We start from the raw sequence: 19,086 nt of genomic DNA on the forward strand, positions 1-19,086 counted from the left end.
CGTAGATTCAGCATCGATAGATTCTGATGACGGCTCATGCGGCGGAGTTTTTTGGTTTGACGTTTACTGCTCAGTTATATCGCAACGGCGTCTGCCCAACAGCTGATAACAATTGTCGAGTCCACGGGTGGCGTGGCGCCCGAAAAATTTGATCCACACTGCCGCTTTCGACTACCTCGCCGTCTTTCATCACCGCAATACGATGACTCATATGCTGCACCACGCCCAGATCATGAGAGATAAACAGCATTGACAGATGCAAACGGCGTTGCAGCGCTACCAGCAAATCCAACACTTGCGCCTGGGTGGTGACATCCAGCGCCGACACCGGCTCGTCGCAAATCAGAATATCCGGCTCGCAGGCCAGGGCCTGGGCGATGGCGATACGTTGCCGCTGCCCACCGGAAAGCGTGGCCGGACGTCGCGTCAGCAGATCAGGACTTAAACCAACCAGCGCCAGCAACGCCTGCGCACGTGACAACCGGTCCGCGGCTGTGAGCGTCGTATGCAGGCGCAGAGGCTGTTGCAGCAATTGCGCCACGTTATATTGCGGATTAAATGAACCCAGCGGATCCTGCACAATCGTCTGGATACGCGACCGCAACGGCTGCCGCTGACGTTCTGTCAGCCTGCTCCATGGTTGCCCAGCGAGAAGGATCTCGCCCTGTTGCGGTGCCTGCAGCGCCAGCGCCAGTTTGCCTAGCGTGGTCTTCCCGCTACCGGATTCGCCCACAATGCCCAGCGTTTCGCCCTGCGCGACCTCTAACGTCACCTGATTGACGGCCTGCAAGCGACGGCCATCCGGCAGAACATACGCCAGTGATACGTTATCGGCAGCCAGCACGGGTGTGGTGCTGTCAGTACTGATGTTCTCCCGCACTACCGTTTGACCCAGCGGATCGTTTCCTGTTAACCACGTCCCACGCGTACCGGCAGAGGGAATGGCCGCCAGCAGACGGCGGGTATAAGGGTGTTGCGGCGCATGCAGCACCTGTCGCACCTTGCCGCTCTCCACTGCTTTGCCCTGCCGCATCACCACCACACGGTCGGCAATATCCGCCACCACCGATAAATCATGGGTGATCAGCAGCACGCCATGCCCGGCATCCGCCAGGGCCCTGAATACATTCAAAACTTGTTTTTGTACGGTGGCGTCCAGCGCGGTAGTAGGTTCATCGGCAATGAGTAATCGCGGCCCCGCCGCCAGCGCCGACGCGATGAGCGCTCGTTGGCGCAAGCCACCGGAGAGTTCATGTGCGTACTGCGCCATCCGGTTATGCGGATCGGGGATGCCGGTTTGCGTTAACAGCTCCGCCACGCGTTCGCGAACTGCCGCCCCCCGTTCCAGGCGGTGCGTCAACAACGGCTCCGCGACTTCCTGACCAATCCGGCGCAGCGGGTCAAGCGAGGTCAGTGCATCCTGCAAAACAAAACCAATTTCGCGCCCGCGTAGTTGCTGCCAACGGCGGGCATCGCACGCCAGTAAATTCTGCGACAGGCCATCGTGCCCATGCAATATCAGGGACTCGGCGCGAACAGCCGCCCCTGCCCCCGCCAGCCCGACTAGCGTCCGGGCCGTGACGGATTTACCCGAACCGGACTCGCCTACCAAAGCCAGGACTTCACCGGCATGCACGTCAAACGATAAGGCGTTAACCGCCTCAATCAGCCCCTGCGGCGAGGGGAAGCTGACGCTCAGTTGCGCCACCTGTAACAGCGGTTGCTGGAAGGTCTCTGAAGTCATGCGATCCCGCCTTTGGCAATAAGGGTTTGAACACGTCGGCCCAGCAGCGTAATGGCAATCACCGACAGCGCGACAACGCTGGCGGGCAGCAGGCTGACCCATGGGGCGCTATCGAGAAAATTACGTCCCTCAGAGAGCAATGCGCCCCACTCCGCCGTCGGCGGAGTCACCCCAAGTCCAAGGAAACTGAGGGCCGAGGCGGATAATATGGAATACCCTATCCCCACCGTTGCCAGTACCAGCAGCGGGCGCAGCGTATTGGGCACAATATGGCGCAAAATAATCACCATTGGCGGCTCTCCCAACGCCACCGCATGCTGCACATACCCCGATAACCTGACCTGCAACACTTGCGCGCGCACCAGCCTGGCATAGCCAGCAATGCCGGCCAGTCCGACCGCCAGCAGGGTATTCTCTGGCCCACGCCCCAACACCGTGATAGCCAGCAGCGCCAACAGCAAATCGGGGAACGCCAGCATAATGTCCAGTAGCCGTACGAGTAACTGCCGTACCGCCCTGGGCGCAAGACCTGCCAGTGTCCCCAGCACAATACCGCCCGCGCTGGCAATCAGGGTCGCGCCGACCCCAATGCTCAGCGACAGCGAGGTGCCATACACCACGCGGGTAAACACATCACGCCCCAACTGGTCAGTACCGAACCAGTGTCTGAGGTCCGGCGGCTGCAAAATCGCGCTGAAATCCATCTGTTCGGGGGTGTACGGCGTGAATAGCGATGGAAAAAACACCGCCACCACGAGCAGTAGCACCAGTAACAACGGAATGCTGGTACCCGGCGCCAGCCACGGGTTACGATAGCGCCCCCCGTCGCGGCGGGCCACCCGCAGTAAAAGATCACTCATCAGCATGCCCTCGCAGACGTAGACGGGGATCGATCAGTAAATAAAGGGTATCAATCAGCAGGTTAATCACCACAAACAACAGCGCGGAGAACATCACCACCCCCAGCACCAGGGGCATGTCTCGGTTCTCAATCGCACCGAGAGTGATTTGCCCCAGCCCCGCCCGACCAAATACTGTTTCGGTCAGAATTGAGCCGCCTAATACGCTGGCCAGCAGCGTCCCCGTCAGCGTCGACACCGCCAGCGAGGCATGGCGCAACGCATGCCGTAAGCGCAGCGCAGTTTCACTCACCCCTCGCGTACGCACGGTCATGGCGAACGGCTGCGAAAGCGCCTCCTCCAGCCCATCACGCAGCACCTGGCTGAGTGTCGCAGCCAGCGGCAGGCTGAGCGTCACCACCGGCAGCACAAGGGCGATCCAGCCATCGTTACCGGTCACCGGAAACCATTGCAGTTTGAAACTGAAAATGCTCAACAACACGATGCCGATCCAGTACACCGGTGTGCTAAGCAGCATCAGCTCCAACCCGGCAAGCAGAGACCGCAGACGCGGATGACGTCCGGCTGTCAGTAATGCGTTAAATACCGCCAGTACCAGTGCCAGCGCCAGGGCGCTGACGGCCAGCGGCACCGTCTCTTTCAACGCTGCGCTAATCACCTGCACAACAGGCTGGCGATACTGATAACTCACGCCAAGGTTGCCCGTCAGCGCCTCGCCACAGTAGCGCAAATATTGCCACCACAGTGGCTTATCCAGGCCGAACTGGCGGGTCAGTGTCTCGCGAAAACTATCATCCACAACGCTGTTGGCGCTGCCTATCAGAATTGCCACAGGATCGCCGGGGATCAGTTTTACCGCAACAAAGGTCAGCGTTGCCGCACCCCACAGCACGGCGAAAATGGTCAGCAGGCGCTTGCCTGCTGCCAGCAGCTTAGCGTTGGATCCAGACATCATAGAAATTCGGCTTCGCGTTCGTGGCCCAGCTAATGCCCTGCACCTGTTTGGCTTTCCCTAACTGATATGCCGGGATGTAAATTGGCACCGCCCAGGCCTGATCGATAATCTGGTGCTGGATGGCATAGTAGATGCGTTTACGCTCGGCTTCGCTGGCACCGACAGCGGTTTCCAGTTGGCTATCCAGCGCTTTAACGCGGCTGAAGTTGTTCCCCTTCGGCGGAATATAATTGGAATGGAAAACGGTACGCAGGATGTCCGGCTCCGGGCGAACAAAATAGTTCGAGATAATGTCGTACTGGTTAGCCGCCGTGCGGCTGCTGAGAATGCCTGAATCCACCGGATCGAGTTTCAGTTCAAAACCGGCTTGTTTTACCTGGTATTGAATTGCCTGGAACAGCGTCACGTCAGCGGCTTCGACATCGTTTGAAGAATAGGTAAATTGCACAGTAAGGCGTTTACCCTCCTTGACCCGGTAGCCTTCGCTATCGGTTTGCTGCCAGCCGGCTTCATCCAGAAGACGGCGGGCTTTTTGCAGATCAAACCCCCACTGGCTGGCAATGGCCGGATCGTAATCCAGCGTAGCGGGTCCAAGAATATTGTCGGCAGGTTTCAGGATGCCAAAGAACGCGGCTTTAACGGCAGTAGTGCGATCGATGGCGCTCTGGAAGGCCTGCCGCACTTTCAGGTCGCTGAAGATCCCTGTGTCGCTATTCAAATAAAGGACGCGCGGAACGCCGGGGTTTTCCCTGGTGATCACATCCAGCTTCGGGTTATTTTTTACCTGCGCATAATTCACCGGCGGAATGGCATCGATCACCTGTACCTGCCCGCTATTCAGCGCGCCAAGACGTACCGCTGACTCCGGCAGGTACTTAAATTCGATCTTATCCAGCCATGCCGGGCCTTTATGGGTGGCATAGCCCGGACCCCAGTTGTAATCGGCGCGCTTGCTGAGTTTACTCCCGCTGCCTTTGACAAACGATTCGAGGATAAAGGGACCGGAACCGACCACGGTATTGCTGGTATTCGCCGTTTTCTGCAGATAAGCCGGTGACTGAATACCGAGATACGGCAAGCTCAGCCCCTGCAGCAGCGGTGCGAAAGGCGTTTTATAGCGGATCACCACGGTGTACTCATCTGGCGTAGTGATCGCGTCAATCGGCCCCAACAACGATTTGGAGTAACTGGAGGTGGTTTTCGGATCGAGTATGCGTTCAAAGTTATATTTTACCGCCGCAGCATCCAGTTTCGTGCCATCACTAAAAGTCACATCCTTGCGAAGATGGAAGGTGTATTCGCGGTTATTGTTTTTAATTTCCCAGCGTTCCGCCAGCCATGGTGTAAAGCTGTTATCTTCCGCCTGGCCGACCAAAGAATCCACCACGTTACGCGTAACCAGAGCGGTGACGGAATAAGCGGTAATAGAGGGGTCAATAATCGGGGTATCGCTGCCCAGAGCGACCGTCAGCACACCCCCCGCGACAGGTTTATCCTGTGCGTGAGTGGTGAAGCTGGCAGTAAGCGTTAGCGCGGAAAGCAGACTGATGCGCAATAAACTGTTCTGTGAATAAATGCTTCGTTTCATCCCTTTTCCTTGGCCTGGTTTTTGTTAAATATCTGGCAATTAAAGTCCATTGTAGGGGGAGAGCCGCCGTCGAGTAACGATGGATAATTTATATCTATTTCTGAAAATAGCTTTTTCTTCAGGTGGGAAGAAAAGAAAAAAGAGAGCCCCGAGCTACAGGCCCGAATAAAATAACATAAATGCTCGCCCTCTATAATTTCTCTCAAAAGAGTCAGAAGACAGCTAAATTAACCCTCCGACTTTATTAAGATAAAAATGTGAAATAAGAATCGGCATTAACGGTAATGGTAAGTTTCGCCAACAAGACGCAGAACGTCGAGATATAACCCGTATTCAGGAGACGCCGCGTCCGGCGCCCCCTGTGATCCACCTCGCGGCTACTCCTCGTACGCCGCGTGATGGAAATCAATTTCCCACTGCAGCACCTCGCCGTAAAGCGCCGATAACGCCTGCTTTTCGTCTTCACTCAGCGCCATGGCGCAGCGGTCGAGTTCGTTTTTTAGCCAGAGAGCCTGCTGATAAAATTCGTCCTCCGCGTGCATTTCCACCCAGCGTCGTAAATCAGCATCGCTCTGATAATGTTCGCTCGCCCGTCGGCACCAGAAATAGTACATCCACTCCGCACCGAACATCAGGGTCACAATCTGCTCATAGCTGCCCTCGTGGGCGGTCCGCAGCATACAGTCGCGAAAGCGCCGTACCCCGGGCAAATCATCCGGGTACTCAGCGGGATCGATCTGCCGCGCTGACAACACCTGTTCAAACCACGCGATCTGTATATCAACCAGGGCATTCAGCACGCCAATCAGCCAGCGCTGCTGTTGAATACCCGGCGCTTTGCTGACCCCGAGGGCAAAAATCGCGATCGCCGTCGCGACAAAGTTGCCCTCAAACACCAGATAGCGGTTGAAGACGACTGTCGGCAGACGATCCTGTTCGATATCAGTCACAAACGGGTGCTGCTGCATCGCCTGCCACGCCGGTTGATGTTCGCGCAGCAGGCGTTCGCTAAACGCTTCCATTAAGCTTCCTCCAGCGCGGCCTGCGCGACCGACATAAAATGTTTCACCCGGGCCAGCTCAACATCGTTCCACCAGACGCCATCGACCTTCATTGTACTGGCCACAATGACCCCCTGAGTCCGCCCGAGGATCTGCATCACGTTAGCCGGTGTCACCCCGGAGCCCACCAGGAGCGGTAGTTCCGTCGCCGCGCGGATCTCGTCAATTTCCGCCATCGTGGCGCTATCGCCCGTACGCTGGCCGGTGGCGATCACCGCGTCAGCCTCGAAGAAATCGACATCGCGCGTCAGTTCCTGAATCGAACGATCGGCGACAATGGCATGGCTACCGTGCTTAACGTGGCTATCGGCAAAAACGCGAATATGTTCAGCGCGCAGCATACTGCGGTAGCGCAGCGCCTTAGCGGCCGCCCCTTCTATAAATCCTTCGTTGGCGATATAGGCGTTGGCCCACTGGTTGACGCGGACGAAATCGGCGCCTCCCGCCAGGGCGATCGCCATTGCCGGGATCGCCGCGTTAGCCAGAACGTTAATGCCCAGCGGCACAGCAAAACGTTCACGAACTTTCTCGGTAATGACCGCCATCAGCGCTGAGGTTTCATGGCCGATATCCTCAGGTTTAGAGAAAGGAATATCGCCATGGTTTTCAATAATCAGACCATGAACACCGCCTGAAATATAATTTTCAGCATCACGAAGCGCACGTTCAACAATATCCGAGACTGATTTTCCTCGATATTTTGGCGAGCCAGGAAATGGGTCGCAATGAATAACACCAATAACAGCCTTGCTTCGTGAAAAAATAGCTTGTATTGCATTCGTTTTTTCTGCTGAGATAGCAACCATCTTATCCATCCTGTTAAGGGAACACTATGCGTGTTTACGTTACTGGTAATATTACCGTAGATGAAACCTGGTCCATTCCGGATATACCGAAAAAAGGAGCCTCCATTCACGGCGTTAAAGTGTCGCAGGATATCGGCGGTAAAGGCGCGAACCAGGCGATTATATTATCCCGCTGCGGAATAGAGACGCGTTTAATTGCCGCCACGGGAAATGACAGCAACGGCGCGTGGATCCGCCAGCAGATAAGAAATGAACCACTGACGCTACTACCCGTCGGCCATTTCAATCAACATAGCGATACCTCGATTATTTTAAATAGCGCTGATGGCGACAACGCCATCATTACCACTACGGCGGCGGCCGATACATTCAGCCTGGATGAAATTATTCCGCATATGGCGGATGCCGTCGCTGGCGATATTCTGCTACAGCAGGGCAATTTCTCCCTCGATAAAACGCGGGCGCTGTTCCAGTACGCCAGAAGCCGCGGCATGACGACGGTATTCAACCCCTCACCTGTCAATCCTGACTTTTGCCATCTGTGGCCACTCATCGACATCGCTGTGGTCAATGAATCCGAGGCCGAGCTGCTCCAGCCATACGGGGTGAAAACCTTAGTGATTACCCAGGGTGCCGCAGGCGCCTGGCTGGTCCAGGAGGGCCAGCGTCAGTTTTGTCCCGCCGTGCCCGCCGAGGCGCTTGATACTACCGGCGCGGGCGACACGTTCCTCGCCGTCATGTTGGCTTCCGCCCTGCTGCGCGGCGTCGCGCCGGATGCGCTGGCGCTGGCGCACGCCAGTCGCGCTGCCGCCATTACCGTTAGCCGCCGGGGAACGCTCAGCGCGTTTCCCGGCAGCCATGAGCTCGCCGCCCTGTTAACCACGGGCGGCGCGCGCTGACCTACTTAAACAGTGGACGGTATGAATCGACGTTCGCTTTGGTTACCACCGTCGCCGGAACCAGAATGGTTTTCGGCACGGTTTTACCCGACGTGATGCTGTTCAGCGCATTCAGGGCTTCTGCGCCCATCTTTTCCGGGTCCTGCTGCAGTACGGCGGTGACGTAGCCGCCGTCAATACCGGAAATCGCCTTCGCCGTCAGATCCCAGCCAAAGACTTTAATATCCTTCTGCCGCCCCTGGTTTTCCACGGCGGCGATAGCGCCGAGCAGCGCGGGTTCGCCGGTGGCATAAATCGCTGTCAGATCCGGATTACCGGTGATCAGGTTTTCCGCCGCGGTCATCGCTTTATCCTGCACATTCTGCCCGTCGACCACGTTAGCGATAGTAATCTTCGGATTGCTTTTCAGCGTATCTTCGAACCCTTTCTGCCGCTGGTTCTGAATGGCCGAATTCAGCGCACCGACAATACCCAGTCGCGCCTGGCCGCCCATCTCTTTCTGCACGTAGTCTACGAAGTATTGACCAATAATTCTGCCGCCTTCAATATTATCAACGCCGACCTGAGCTGCCTGTGGCCCGGCCGGTAATACGGCATCAATCGCAATCACCGGAATGTTTGCGGCGGCGGCTTCTTTAACCGCTGGCATGATCCCGTTAACGTCGATAGCAGCAACCAGAATGCCTTTAACGCCTTGCTGAATATAGTTTTCTATCGCGTCGTTTTGCGCCACGGGATTATCGTTAGAGTTAAAAATAACTAAATCCTTGCCACTGGCTTTGGCCGCATCCTGTGCGCCTTTATTCATCAGATTAAAGAACAGCGCCTGTTGGTTGATTTGTACCAGCGCATAAGTCGGACCGGCAGCGCTGGCGGCAGAAATAAAACTCATTGATGCCAGCATGGTCGTGGCGACAGCAAGGAAACGCAGTTTTCCAGTGTGAAATAACATCATCAGTATCCTCGTCGGGAATAGTTGATAGCCAGCAGAGTTCCGCGCCGCATGCGAACGCAGAAGGATTATTTTTTTGGCGGGCAAATATCGTCTATATCGCCAGAACAATCATTGAACGTTCGGCGGATACCTGCTTAATGTCATCCCGGCAACCGGTCCGTGTCGGTGCGCGACTGGAATAACTTAAACGGGGTTGGGAATGACTTCCCGGATGATGCGGTAAACTGCCTATACAATTCTCTGCTGATTAAAATTTGTCAAGCATTTATTTTTGGTGATTGTTCGCAGAGAAATTGCTGTATCCACCGCGCTTAACTATGTTACAGATAGCCGATTCTGGCAGAAATGGCGCAGGAAATGAGTATAAAACGCGTATTGTTATCCGATGTGGCAAAGCTGGCGGGGCTGTCGAAGGCGACCCTGTCGCGCTATATGAACAACAGTATTGTGCTGCCGCAGGACACCATCGACCGCATCGAAACCGCCATTCGCGAACTGGACTATCGCGGCAATAGCCTGGCACGTCGTCTTAGCAAAGGCGGCAGCGAAACGCTTGGCCTGGTGCTTCCCGATATTACCAACCCCTTCTTTGCCGAACTGGCCGACGCTGCCGAAGAGGCTGCTTCTGCCAGCGGCTACAGCCTGGTGCTGTGTATCACCCGCAACAACCCGGAAAAAGAGTGCCAGTTCATTCGCTGGCTGGATACCTGCCAGGTCGACGGTCTGCTGTTCACCACCAACCGCCCCGATAATGGCCTGCTGCGCAAGGAAGTCCAGCGTCACGAACGCATTGTCCTGCTGGATGAAGATATTCCCGGCAGTAAGGTACCGAAAGTGTTTGCCGATAACGTCCAGGGCGGGCGGATCGCCACCGAAAAACTGATCGCCGCCGGGCATCGCCATATCGCTTTCGTCGGTGGCCCGGACAAGCTGATGAGCGTCCGTGAGCGCTATCAGGGCTTTTGCACCGCGATGGAGCAAGCGGGCCTGAGCTGGCCGCCCGAATGGGTGATGTATGGCGACTACCAGCGCGAGTTTGGCCAGCAGGCGCTGCGGTACCTGTTCAGCCAACCGGTTCGCCCCACCGCCGTCTTCGCGGCCAGCGACTATCTGGTGCTCGGCCTGCTCGATGGCTTGCGCGCCAGCGGGCTCCAGGCGCCGGAGGCGCTTTCGTTAGTCGGCTTCGATGACGCCAACTACGCCGATTTTACCCAGCCGCGGATCTCAACTATCCGTCAGCCCGCCCGCGAACTGGGCCGTACCGCGGTGAACATCATGATGCGCCTGCTAAACGACGATCCGGATATCCCTGCGGAAACCCGCCTGCCGGTTGAATGGATTGGCCGCGACTCGATCAAGATCTGTTAAGCCCGTTCCAAAATGGCGCAAAAGCGCCCGCTTTTGGCGCAAAAAACGATCAATTAACAATTTATTCACTATAATCAGTAAACCGGTTTACCGGATTTATTCAATTAAGTGTATTGAATACATAAGGTTAAGTTACAGGGCTGCTGTGTGGTTCCTGCCCTGGCACGGATGCTGCAACGTTCTTACTGGCGAACAAATATCTTACATAGCGTTTGTCCTGACTGTACTGGCGAGGGCTCTATTCCGCAGGTAAACCGGTTTACTAGATTGTAGACCGTGTCGGATAGAGTCCCTCCCGCAGGATGGCGAACATTTTCCCGGCCACAGCGATGGGAGTTATCAGATGCAGCAGCCACAAACTACCCCGCCAAGGGTAGAGATGATCAATATCACCAAGACCTACGGGTCGATACGCTCATTGCGCGGAGTCAACCTTGAGCTGGCCCCGGGCGAAGTGCTGGGCTTAGTGGGCGATAACGGTGCGGGGAAATCCACCCTGACCAAAGTGCTCTCTGGCGCGGTGATCCCCTCCAGCGGCACGATTCGTATCGACGGTGAACAGCAACAGTTTACGAATCCGGCCGATTCGCGCCGTTGCCATATCGAGATGGTCTACCAGGATCTGTCGCTCTGCGACACGGTCGACGTCGCGGGCAATCTGTTTATGGGCCGTGAGCCGATGAAATCGGTCCTCGGCATCCCCTTTCTCGACGAGGCCAAAATGCACGCCGATGCCAGAGAGATGCTTAAAGGGCTCGGGATCTCCATTCCGGATACTCACCTGCTGGTGCGAAATCTCTCCGGCGGCCAGCGCCAGGCTATAGCCATCGCCCGCGCCGCGGCCTTTGACCCGAAAGTGCTGATTATGGATGAACCCACCGCCGCGCTGGCCGTCGCGGAAGTTGAAGCGGTTCTGGAGCTCATTCGCCGCGTTTCCGCTCGCGGGGTGAGCGTGATTCTGATTACCCACCGCCTGCAGGACCTGTTCCTGGTCTGCGACCGGATCATGGTGATGTATGAGGGTACGAACGTCGCCGACAGACGGGTGTCCGACACCAGCCTGAGCGATATCGTTAACCTGATTGTGGGCGAAAAATTCACCGCCCGCTCTGCGGCAGCACATTGAGGTAACAGGATGAGTATCATGAACTTAAGCAGCTCCCGCATGATCCAGCATTCGCTGCCGCGCCGCCTGCTGCATAACCACTCAGGCGTGGTCAGCATCGCGCTCTTTTTCGTCTTCTGCTGCGTGGTGTTTTCGCTGATCACCAGCAACTTTCTCACCGGCACCAACTGGCTCAACATTATCCGTCAGAGCGCCCCACTGCTGATCGTCGCGACGGCTATGACTCTGGTCATTACCACCGGCGGTATCGATCTGTCGGTAGGCTCCACCCTGGCGCTGGTCGGCGCACTCTCCGCTATCGCTCTGAATAACTGGGGGCTGCCGTGGCCGGTGGTACTCCTCGGCGGCCTGCTGCTCGGCGGATTCGTTGGCGCCATCAACGGCTTCTTTATTGCCTATGAAGGCATTCCGGCGTTCATCGTCACGCTCGCCACCCTGGCCGTAGTTCGCGGCATCGCGCTGCTGGTCACCCAGGGCTACTCGATTCCGGTACCGGCTGACAGCCTGTTTACCTTTATCGGACGCGCGTGGGTAGTTGGTATCCCCATGCCCGCGCTGATCGGCATGATGATACTGGTGATCGGGCATATCGTTCTCAACCATATGCGCTTTGGCCGCTACGTGACCGCTATCGGCGCCAACGCCGAAGGCGCGCGGCGCAGCGGCATTAACACCAAAGCGGTGACCATGAAGGTCTATATCATCAGCGGAATGGCCGCCGCGCTGGCGGGGATGATCATTACCGCACGCCTCGGCAGCGGCTCTTCCAACCAGGGCGAAGGCTTTGAACTGCAGGTCATTGCTGCCGTTGTGCTAGGCAGCACCAGTCTGTTTGGCGGCTTCGGGACTATTATTGGCACGCTGCTGGGCGCGCTGTCGATTGCGGTCATTCAGAACGGGCTGATCCTGTCGCATATTTCGCCGTTTTACACCCAGATAGCCACCGGCACCATTATCCTGCTGGCTATCTGGCTGAACACCCGCATTCTCAACCCGACGCGCTCCGCGGCAAAAGGATAGCTGATGAAAGGATCAATTTTTCGCCATCCCTCCCCGCTGCCGGTTGGCGTCAGCAGCGGTTATGTAATGACTGTGCTTGGCCCACTACCGATTAACGAAATGGGCGTTACTCTGATGCATGAGCATATTCTGCTGGATGCCTCCGGCAAATGGGTGCCACCCTGCTGCTGCAGCGATCGCCATCTTGCCGAAATGCCGGTGAAAATGGAAAACCTTGGCGAACTGTCGCTTAACCCGCTGATGAGCCGCGATAACTGTCAGCTGTTTGATGTCGACGTTGCGATTGACGAGCTGACTAAATATCGAGCCCTTGGCGGAGAAACGGTGGTCGACCCGACCAATATCGGCATTGGCCGCGATCCGAAAGCGCTGGCGCGCATCGCGCGTCTGACCGGTCTGAACATCATTATGGGTACCGGGCTCTATCTGGAAGCTTCGCACCCTGAGTGGGTAAAAATCAGCAGCGTCGAACAGCTGACCGAACGGCTGATTTACGATCTTGGCGGCGCGGAGGAGAAACCGGAGGTGCTCGCCGGGCTCATCGGCGAAATCGGTATCTCCAGCCGCTTTACGCCGGATGAGGAGAAATCCCTGCGCGCTGCGGGTCGGGCCAGCGCCACGACCGGCGTGCCGATCGAGGTCCATCTGCCCGGCTGGGAGCGGCTGGGCCATCGGGTGCTGGATATTCTCGAGCAGGAAGGCGCCGATTTACGCCATACCGTGCTGTGCCATATGAATCCCAGCTTTGCCGATAAGCGCTACCAGCGCGAACTGGCACAGCGCGGGGCGTTTCTCGAATACGACATGATCGGCATGAGCTATTACTACGCCGACGAGTCGGCGCAGTCGCCCTCCGACGAGGAGAACGCCCGCGCGATCCGCGAGCTGATTGACGACGGCTACATCCAGCAAATTCTGCTGTCGCAGGACGTCTTCCTGAAAACCATGCTCACCCGCTACGGCGGCCACGGTTATGGCTACATACTCAAGCATTTTGTTCCGCGTCTGCGGCGCCACGGCGTCAGCGGCGAACAACTTGAAACCTTAATGATTGGAAACCCCCAGCGGGTCTTTGGCGGATAAAAGGAAACGTCATCATGCAGAAAAAAATCTTACTGGTCGGTGAGTCCTGGACCAGCACGTCAACGCACGTTAAAGGCTTCGACCAGTTTGCCACCGCCACCTGGCACACCGGCGCAACGGACTTTCTGGCCGCGCTCGCCGACAGTCCCTATGCCATTACCTATATGCCCGCCCACGCGGCGGCGACCGACTTTCCGCTGACGCTGGAAGCGCTGCAGGAGTGGGATGCGATTATTCTCTCGGACATTGGCGCCAATACGCTGCTGCTGCATCCGGACACCTGGCTGAAGAGCCGCCGAACCGCCAACCGTTTAACGCTCCTGCATGATTACGTGGCCGGCGGGGGGGCGCTGATGATGATCGGCGGCTATTACAGCTTCCAGGGAATCAACGGCGGCGCGCGCTACCGCCATACCGCGGTGGAGAAAGTGCTGCCGGTACGCTGCCTGGCCTGGGACGACCGCATTGAAACCCCGGAAGGCTGCTATGCCGAAGTGACGGAGTCTCACCCCCTGTTTAACGATATTCCGGGCGAATGGCCGTGGCTGCTGGGCTATAACGAAGTTGAAATGCACCCGGAAGGCAAACTGCTGGCGAGCGTGGCCGGTACCGGTCATCCGCTGTTGGCTGTTCGCGAATATCAGCAGGGTCGTTCGCTGGTGTGGACCAGCGACATGTCGGCGCACTGGCTGCCGGAAGAGTTTGCCAAATGGCCCGGCTATCGCCAGCTATGGATTAACTGCCTCGACTGGCTGACGGAACGCCGCTGATGACCACGACCCTTGAGCTCGCCCGGCAGCTGCTGGGCTTTAACACCATTAACCCGCCGGGCAGCGAAGCTGACTGCATGCGGTTCTTCGCCGACTGGCTTGACGATAGCGGTTTTGAGGTTTCGCTGTCGTCGTTCGGCGAGGGACGCTGCAATCTTATCGCCAGCCTTCCCGGGGCGAAGAGCGGTAAACCGCTGGCCTTTACCGGACATCTGGATACCGTCCCGCTGGGAAATGCCCGCTGGCAGTACGATCCTTTTGGCTCGCAGATGGAAGACGGGCGTCTTTATGGCCGCGGATCCAGCGATATGAAAGCGGCGATAGCGGCGTTTGCCGTCGCCTGCGTTCATCAGCGGGAAGCGATCCTCGCCGGACGCGGCGCGGTATTGCTGATAACCGGCGGAGAAGAGACCGGCTGCGACGGCGCGCGGGCGCTGATCGCCTCCGCAACGTTGCCGGAGGTGGGCGCGCTGATCGTCGGTGAACCCACCGCCAACTATCCGGTTATCGGCCATAAAGGCGCGCTCTGGCTGCGCTGCGAAACGCGGGGGAAAACCGCCCACGGCGCGATGCCGGAGCTGGGGATCAATGCTATCTATCTTGCGGCGGATGCGTTGGGTAAGATTCAGCATTTTTCGCCAGGCGCGCCGCATCCGCTAATGAAGCAACCCACCCTCAACGTCGGACGCATAGAAGGCGGACTCAATATTAATTCCGTACCGGACCGCACGCGTTTTGATGTCGATATCCGCAGCGCGCCCAATTTACAGCACGCCACTATCCGGGAGCGCTTGACGACGCTGCTTGGCGAAAGCGTCACCGTCTCCACGCTGGTCGACCTGCCCGCCGTCCTCAGCCGGGAGGATCACGCGTGGATTAAGCAGGTTTACCAACGCTGTCAGCCGCTGCACGCTGAGCCGATTGCGCCGCGCGTCGTGCCCTACTTTACCGACGCCTCGCTGCTGCTGCCTGCATTGGGCGATCCGCCATGTATTATTCTCGGCCCCGGCGAGCCGTCGATGGCGCATCAAACCGACGAGTACTGCCTGCTCAGCCGACTGGCGGAGGCAGAACGGCTATACGGTGACCTGATCCGCGACTGGATGGCCTAACCGTCCGCGACGAAAGCCAAAAATGTGTGACAGTGTCACTTAAAACGAGCATGATGCATTCAGCGTTTGAATAATCTCGCGGAATAACAGAGGATAACCGCCTCGTACACGAAATGTTTCACCACCAGCAAGGAGGCTTACCATATCCGTGAAAATCAACGCTGTGCTCGTTTGCACCCTCTCTTTACTCCTTTCCGCCTGTTCGGGTCATGCTTCTGCGCCGGACAGCGCCGAAGACGCTCAAATATCGGCAGAAGTGGATAAGATACTTCGCGATTATCAAACGGGTGCAGACACGTCACCGCAGGCCAATGCCTCACGCTATCTGGCGCGGATCCAGGCGGCTATCTTCGCTAACATAGACCAGCCGGGCTCCTGGCAAGGGCAAAAATGCTCGGTGCGCTTTACCCTGCAGCGTGACGGGACGGTGCAGGATCCGGCGGTCGAGAACGGCGATCGGCCATTCTGCGCGCAGGTGATGTCCGCGCTGAAAGTCGCCAAAATTCCGCCTGCCCCCGATGAAAAAACTTATCAAACATTCAGCCATGTCGTTCTGGACTTGAAGGCCTGAGCTTGCCCTTGAAAGCGCCCCGGCCATCGCCAGGGCAATGGCTAAAAAGATAAGCTGACAGCCTCCTTAACAGACGCTTTTTGGCGATCGGCGAGGAGTGATTCAATGGTGCTTGAGTCGAGGTGATGAGCGGCAAGAGCGCCGGCTGAACGGGACAGCGCATCCAGGTGCGCTGATGATGGCCTCTTATTCATGACTCAATCTCTGATACATGAAATCAATAAGCCCTCTTGTTTTTGCCGGCAAATAACGCCGATCGGAATACAGGGCGAACAATTGCAAGGGGGCCGCCGATTGTTCAAATTCAATTTCGATTAACCGGCCATCGTCAATATAGGGCTGGCAGGCTTGTTTCGACAGGATGGCATAACCGACGCCTGAGATGGCCGCTCGCCCTGCCATCTCCCCGCTGTTGACCCGATAACGACCGTTAACTTTAATCGTCTCGAATCCGCCCTTTTTATTCACAAACTGCCAGGGAGCGCCTTTAAGCGCATTTACCGTTGTAATACAGGGCAATTCTTCAAATTGCTGTATACGAGAAGGCGTGCCATAACGCTGGATAACGGAGGGGGCCGCAACGATGGTGCAAGGGATGGTCACCAGATGACGGGCTATGTAGTCACTGTCATCCATCTGACCACGACTCACAATGACAGCGAGATCCAGATCATCGCGCAGGGATTCATAACCAGACAAATTGGTGACGCAACTTATCTCCAGGTCCGGATGCTGACAGGCGAAATCGGCAACAATAGCGCCCAGCAGTGCAGGACCGATTTCATTGGGAATACAGATACGTAGTGGCCCCTTGAATTGCATTTGCCGCAACGTTAATTCGGTTTCAGTTTGCTCAAGCGCTTCCAGTAATGGCTTCGCCCGGGTATAGAGTAGATGCCCCGCCTGAGTGAGTTTCATATGTCGGGTACTGCGTTCAATAAGCTGAAGATTCAGTTTGTCTTCTAGCTGAGCAATGCAACGGCTCACATTTGATGCCGGCATTTCAAGGGCTTTCGAAGCCCCAACAAAACTGTCTCTTTCAACTACAGCGATGAAGACTTTCAGCGCATTAAAATCAAGAACTGGCCGCATCAACTATCCCACATATGATAATAATTAGTGCCATTTTTACCATCTAATCGATAAGTTTGATAGTAGTTAAGCTAGGTTATCTTTCATCAACAGGTCGCTTGCTATGCCACGGGTCACCACAACATTTAATCAAAAGGCGCTGATACGGATAGCGCTGGTCATCGCTTTTGTGCAGTTTACTAACGCGCTGGAATATATGATATTCAGTCCTGTTTTTACATTTATGGCCGCGGATTTCGCTGTTCCCGTCTCCTTCTCAGGCTATGTATCCGGTATGTACACCTCTGGAGCCGTCCTGTCGGGAATTATCGCCTTTTACTGGGTTGACCGTTGCAATAAGAAGCGTTTTCTTATCGCTAATATGGTGCTGCTAGCCATAGCGACACTGTTGACAACATTCATAACCCGTTTTCCTCTTCTTCTTACCTTGCGATTCTTCGCAGGGCTGGTTGGAGGGACGACAATGGGTGTGGGGATCGGTATTTTGATAAACCACACGCCGGCTGACTTGCGCGGAAAAATGTTGGCGACGGTGATTGCGTCATTTTCGCTGGTAAGCGTTGTGGGGATGCCCGCTATATTATTTTTGTGTACTCATTACGGTTGGCATGTCGCGTTGTGGTTAATCAGCACGCTCTGTTTGTTGGCATTGCCATTCATCGTCACTGTCATCCCTCAGGACCCCGTCACTTTCGACACGTCTTACGCGCTGCCCCTCGATGTTGATACTTTACTGTTTGCTTCCGGTAATGCGCTGGTACAGTTTAGTCCAATGCTGATCATTCCTGTTCTGGCGCCGTTAATGACGCAGCTGTTGGGGGCTTCTGAAGGCCTGCTGCCCTGGCTGTTCTTCGGCGGGGGACTGGCGGGGTATCTGTCTACAAGAATGACAGGGGCATTAACCTCTCGTTTTTCTGCCTTGAGTTTGGCGACCGGGTCAACCCTCGTTTTTATTCTGAGCTTGCTGATACCCTTCCTGGGCTATCCGCATCCGGCGCTGTTTATGACGTTATTTCTCGGGGCAGCTTACAGTCGTCTGGTTTCATCTTCGGCGGTTACGATTCAGTTTCCTGATAACAACCAACGAGCGGGATTCTCTTCATTACAGACGTCCATGATGTATCTGATGACGACTGCCGCATTTTTCCTGTCCGCTTTTCTGTTACCTGACCATCGCATGGCGCTCCAGAATATGGACACGTTGCTGGCGCTATGTGCAATTTCCGCATCAGGATCCCCAATTATTATCATCATTTTGCAAAAAAAACTGGCTAAGCGGACGATCCCGCCCGATCGGCACACCACTGGGTAGAACATGGCGCGCCCTGCCCTGGGCATTAAAAATTATCATTGACCCTGGTGTGGTCGCTAAATGGAGATGAGGGGCGTTTTTTTGTCTGACGGGGTCTGAATTTAGTACCTGGCGGGAAGCTTATGGATTTTAATGAGTCTTCCCTCTTCCATTTCGATAAAACCACCCGTTTTTAAATCTGCAAGTATGCGCATGACGCCGCTGCGAGAAAGATGGGTTTTCTCGCGGATGTAGAGTTCCGCTGTGACTGCGGCGCGATAACTCTCATCTTCTTCAATTAAATTGAGCAACTGCTGGCGGATCATCTCGTACGCCGTCGGTGCGCCCTGCGGCATCACATTGTTGTAAAGTCGGCCATACACAAACATCAGTTGCTTTGAGAGCAGCCCCCATAACGACTTTTCTTTAATAATGTCATGAACACGAGCGGTGGAGATCTCGCCAATCACGCAGGAGTTGATAGTTTTAATGTAATCATCGAAGTAAATATCCGTCAGATTGGCAAGACCAAACACGGCGGGACTGCGCGCAGTGGACAGCATCATATTATCGTTTCGGCGATAAACCGCTACGGTTCCCTCAAGGATCAGGTAACACATCCCCTGGCCATTCACCTTGAAATCCAGTTGCTCCCCTCTTTCAGTTTTACGTGGCGTGCAATATGGCTGTAAGTGAGAAATCAGCTCTTGCGCGTAGGGTGAACCTTTGTGAGGTTTTGCTGAAGAGGACATAACCGATAACCTTAAGATTGACCTGTCTGATTA

Annotated in this window: 18 protein-coding genes; 9 read left to right on the top strand and 9 right to left on the bottom strand. The window is 56.0% G+C overall.

Annotated features, from left to right (window positions below):
- Window positions 1–70: 70 nt before the first annotated feature.
- The 6 genes from KHQ24_RS09180 to KHQ24_RS09205 form a co-directional block, all read right to left on the bottom strand.
- Window positions 71–1,744, bottom strand: coding sequence for a dipeptide ABC transporter ATP-binding protein (locus KHQ24_RS09180; RefSeq protein WP_012968222.1), 1,674 nt, complete (start codon window positions 1,742–1,744; stop codon window positions 71–73).
- A complete protein-coding gene (locus KHQ24_RS09185; RefSeq protein WP_012968221.1) occupies window positions 1,741–2,604 on the bottom strand; it encodes an ABC transporter permease in 864 nt (287 codons plus the stop codon). The genes KHQ24_RS09180 and KHQ24_RS09185 overlap by 4 nt, the downstream gene beginning before the upstream one ends.
- The gene (locus KHQ24_RS09190) at window positions 2,597–3,559 is read right to left on the bottom strand and encodes an ABC transporter permease (RefSeq protein ID WP_008804871.1); all 963 of its coding nucleotides are present in this window, start codon (window positions 3,557–3,559) and stop codon (window positions 2,597–2,599) included. Before KHQ24_RS09190 ends, KHQ24_RS09185 begins: the two co-directional genes overlap by 8 nt.
- Window positions 3,537–5,147 carry an ABC transporter substrate-binding protein gene (locus KHQ24_RS09195; protein WP_008804870.1) on the bottom strand — a complete coding sequence of 537 codons (1,611 nt, stop codon included), beginning with the start codon at window positions 5,145–5,147 and terminating at the stop codon, window positions 3,537–3,539. Before KHQ24_RS09195 ends, KHQ24_RS09190 begins: the two co-directional genes overlap by 23 nt.
- A gap of 377 nt (window positions 5,148–5,524) precedes the next feature.
- Entirely contained in the window at window positions 5,525–6,169 is a 645-nt protein-coding gene (locus KHQ24_RS09200) for a TenA family protein (protein WP_064150037.1), read from the bottom strand.
- Window positions 6,169–7,014: a BtpA/SgcQ family protein gene (locus KHQ24_RS09205; protein WP_032740651.1), complete on the bottom strand. Its 846-nt coding sequence runs from the start codon at window positions 7,012–7,014 to the stop codon at window positions 6,169–6,171. Before KHQ24_RS09205 ends, KHQ24_RS09200 begins: the two co-directional genes overlap by 1 nt.
- A 26-nt stretch (window positions 7,015–7,040) precedes the next feature.
- Here KHQ24_RS09205 and KHQ24_RS09210 point away from each other — a divergent pair, with 26 nt between their 5' ends.
- Window positions 7,041–7,913, top strand: a complete 873-nt coding sequence (locus tag KHQ24_RS09210) for a PfkB family carbohydrate kinase (protein ID WP_211777238.1) — start codon at window positions 7,041–7,043, stop codon at window positions 7,911–7,913.
- Between the two features lies 1 nt (window position 7,914).
- On the opposite strand, the gene KHQ24_RS09215 is transcribed toward KHQ24_RS09210, so the two are convergent.
- A complete protein-coding gene (locus KHQ24_RS09215) occupies window positions 7,915–8,868 on the bottom strand; it encodes a substrate-binding domain-containing protein (protein ID WP_049138059.1) in 954 nt (317 codons plus the stop codon).
- Between the two features lie 345 nt (window positions 8,869–9,213).
- On the opposite strand from KHQ24_RS09215, the gene KHQ24_RS09220 reads away from it, so the two are divergent.
- The 7 genes from KHQ24_RS09220 to KHQ24_RS09250 all read left to right on the top strand — a co-directional run bounded on the left by KHQ24_RS09220 (window position 9,214) and on the right by KHQ24_RS09250 (window position 15,918).
- A complete protein-coding gene (locus tag KHQ24_RS09220; RefSeq protein WP_004190069.1) occupies window positions 9,214–10,236 on the top strand; it encodes a LacI family DNA-binding transcriptional regulator in 1,023 nt (340 codons plus the stop codon).
- Between the two features lie 379 nt (window positions 10,237–10,615).
- Window positions 10,616–11,362 (top strand): ATP-binding cassette domain-containing protein, encoded by a 747-nt coding sequence (locus KHQ24_RS09225; protein ID WP_074186512.1) that lies wholly within the window; start codon window positions 10,616–10,618, stop codon window positions 11,360–11,362.
- Between the two features lie 18 nt (window positions 11,363–11,380).
- Window positions 11,381–12,382, top strand: coding sequence for an ABC transporter permease (locus tag KHQ24_RS09230; RefSeq protein ID WP_016161045.1), 1,002 nt, complete (start codon window positions 11,381–11,383; stop codon window positions 12,380–12,382).
- 3 nt (window positions 12,383–12,385) lie between these two features.
- Entirely contained in the window at window positions 12,386–13,465 is a 1,080-nt protein-coding gene (locus KHQ24_RS09235) for a phosphotriesterase family protein (RefSeq protein WP_211777239.1), read from the top strand.
- A 14-nt stretch (window positions 13,466–13,479) separates the two neighbouring features.
- Complete coding sequence (locus tag KHQ24_RS09240; protein WP_023297626.1) at window positions 13,480–14,235, top strand: glutamine amidotransferase; 756 nt, start codon at window positions 13,480–13,482, stop codon at window positions 14,233–14,235.
- Window positions 14,235–15,347, top strand: coding sequence for a M20 family metallopeptidase (locus tag KHQ24_RS09245; protein ID WP_094311925.1), 1,113 nt, complete (start codon window positions 14,235–14,237; stop codon window positions 15,345–15,347). The genes KHQ24_RS09240 and KHQ24_RS09245 overlap by 1 nt, the downstream gene beginning before the upstream one ends.
- 142 nt (window positions 15,348–15,489) lie before the next feature.
- Window positions 15,490–15,918: a cell envelope integrity TolA C-terminal domain-containing protein gene (locus KHQ24_RS09250; RefSeq protein ID WP_065905156.1), complete on the top strand. Its 429-nt coding sequence runs from the start codon at window positions 15,490–15,492 to the stop codon at window positions 15,916–15,918.
- 186 nt (window positions 15,919–16,104) lie between these two features.
- On the opposite strand, the gene KHQ24_RS09255 is transcribed toward KHQ24_RS09250, so the two are convergent.
- The gene (locus tag KHQ24_RS09255; protein ID WP_049092257.1) at window positions 16,105–17,010 is read right to left on the bottom strand and encodes a LysR family transcriptional regulator; all 906 of its coding nucleotides are present in this window, start codon (window positions 17,008–17,010) and stop codon (window positions 16,105–16,107) included.
- 103 nt (window positions 17,011–17,113) lie between these two features.
- On the opposite strand from KHQ24_RS09255, the gene KHQ24_RS09260 reads away from it, so the two are divergent.
- Entirely contained in the window at window positions 17,114–18,322 is a 1,209-nt protein-coding gene (locus KHQ24_RS09260; RefSeq protein ID WP_049092258.1) for an MFS transporter, read from the top strand.
- Window positions 18,323–18,423: 101 nt separating this feature from the next.
- Here KHQ24_RS09260 and KHQ24_RS09265 read toward each other — a convergent pair whose 3' ends face one another.
- The gene (locus tag KHQ24_RS09265; RefSeq protein ID WP_049092259.1) at window positions 18,424–19,053 is read right to left on the bottom strand and encodes a helix-turn-helix domain-containing protein; all 630 of its coding nucleotides are present in this window, start codon (window positions 19,051–19,053) and stop codon (window positions 18,424–18,426) included.
- Window positions 19,054–19,086: the final 33 nt, after the last annotated feature.

Source organism: Klebsiella sp. 54 (genome assembly GCF_018223875.1).
In the GTDB taxonomy this organism is placed as follows: Bacteria; Pseudomonadota; Gammaproteobacteria; order Enterobacterales; family Enterobacteriaceae; genus Klebsiella; species Klebsiella quasipneumoniae.

Excerpts from the sequence above, each read along its gene's own strand:
- KHQ24_RS09180 (WP_012968222.1), bottom strand. The coding sequence starts at position 1,744 with ATGACTTCAGAGACCTTCCAGCAACCGCTGTTACAGGTGGCGCAACTG.
- KHQ24_RS09185 (WP_012968221.1), bottom strand. The coding sequence starts at position 2,604 with ATGAGTGATCTTTTACTGCGGGTGGCCCGCCGCGACGGGGGGCGCTAT.
- KHQ24_RS09190 (WP_008804871.1), bottom strand. The coding sequence starts at position 3,559 with ATGATGTCTGGATCCAACGCTAAGCTGCTGGCAGCAGGCAAGCGCCTG.
- KHQ24_RS09195 (WP_008804870.1), bottom strand. The coding sequence starts at position 5,147 with ATGAAACGAAGCATTTATTCACAGAACAGTTTATTGCGCATCAGTCTG.
- KHQ24_RS09200 (WP_064150037.1), bottom strand. The coding sequence starts at position 6,169 with ATGGAAGCGTTTAGCGAACGCCTGCTGCGCGAACATCAACCGGCGTGG.
- KHQ24_RS09205 (WP_032740651.1), bottom strand. The coding sequence starts at position 7,014 with ATGGTTGCTATCTCAGCAGAAAAAACGAATGCAATACAAGCTATTTTT.
- KHQ24_RS09210 (WP_211777238.1), top strand. The coding sequence starts at position 7,041 with ATGCGTGTTTACGTTACTGGTAATATTACCGTAGATGAAACCTGGTCC.
- KHQ24_RS09215 (WP_049138059.1), bottom strand. The coding sequence starts at position 8,868 with ATGATGTTATTTCACACTGGAAAACTGCGTTTCCTTGCTGTCGCCACG.
- KHQ24_RS09220 (WP_004190069.1), top strand. The coding sequence starts at position 9,214 with ATGGCGCAGGAAATGAGTATAAAACGCGTATTGTTATCCGATGTGGCA.
- KHQ24_RS09225 (WP_074186512.1), top strand. The coding sequence starts at position 10,616 with ATGATCAATATCACCAAGACCTACGGGTCGATACGCTCATTGCGCGGA.
- KHQ24_RS09230 (WP_016161045.1), top strand. The coding sequence starts at position 11,381 with ATGAACTTAAGCAGCTCCCGCATGATCCAGCATTCGCTGCCGCGCCGC.
- KHQ24_RS09235 (WP_211777239.1), top strand. The coding sequence starts at position 12,386 with ATGAAAGGATCAATTTTTCGCCATCCCTCCCCGCTGCCGGTTGGCGTC.
- KHQ24_RS09240 (WP_023297626.1), top strand. The coding sequence starts at position 13,480 with ATGCAGAAAAAAATCTTACTGGTCGGTGAGTCCTGGACCAGCACGTCA.
- KHQ24_RS09245 (WP_094311925.1), top strand. The coding sequence starts at position 14,235 with ATGACCACGACCCTTGAGCTCGCCCGGCAGCTGCTGGGCTTTAACACC.
- KHQ24_RS09255 (WP_049092257.1), bottom strand. The coding sequence starts at position 17,010 with ATGCGGCCAGTTCTTGATTTTAATGCGCTGAAAGTCTTCATCGCTGTA.
- KHQ24_RS09260 (WP_049092258.1), top strand. The coding sequence starts at position 17,114 with ATGCCACGGGTCACCACAACATTTAATCAAAAGGCGCTGATACGGATA.
- KHQ24_RS09265 (WP_049092259.1), bottom strand. The coding sequence starts at position 19,053 with ATGTCCTCTTCAGCAAAACCTCACAAAGGTTCACCCTACGCGCAAGAG.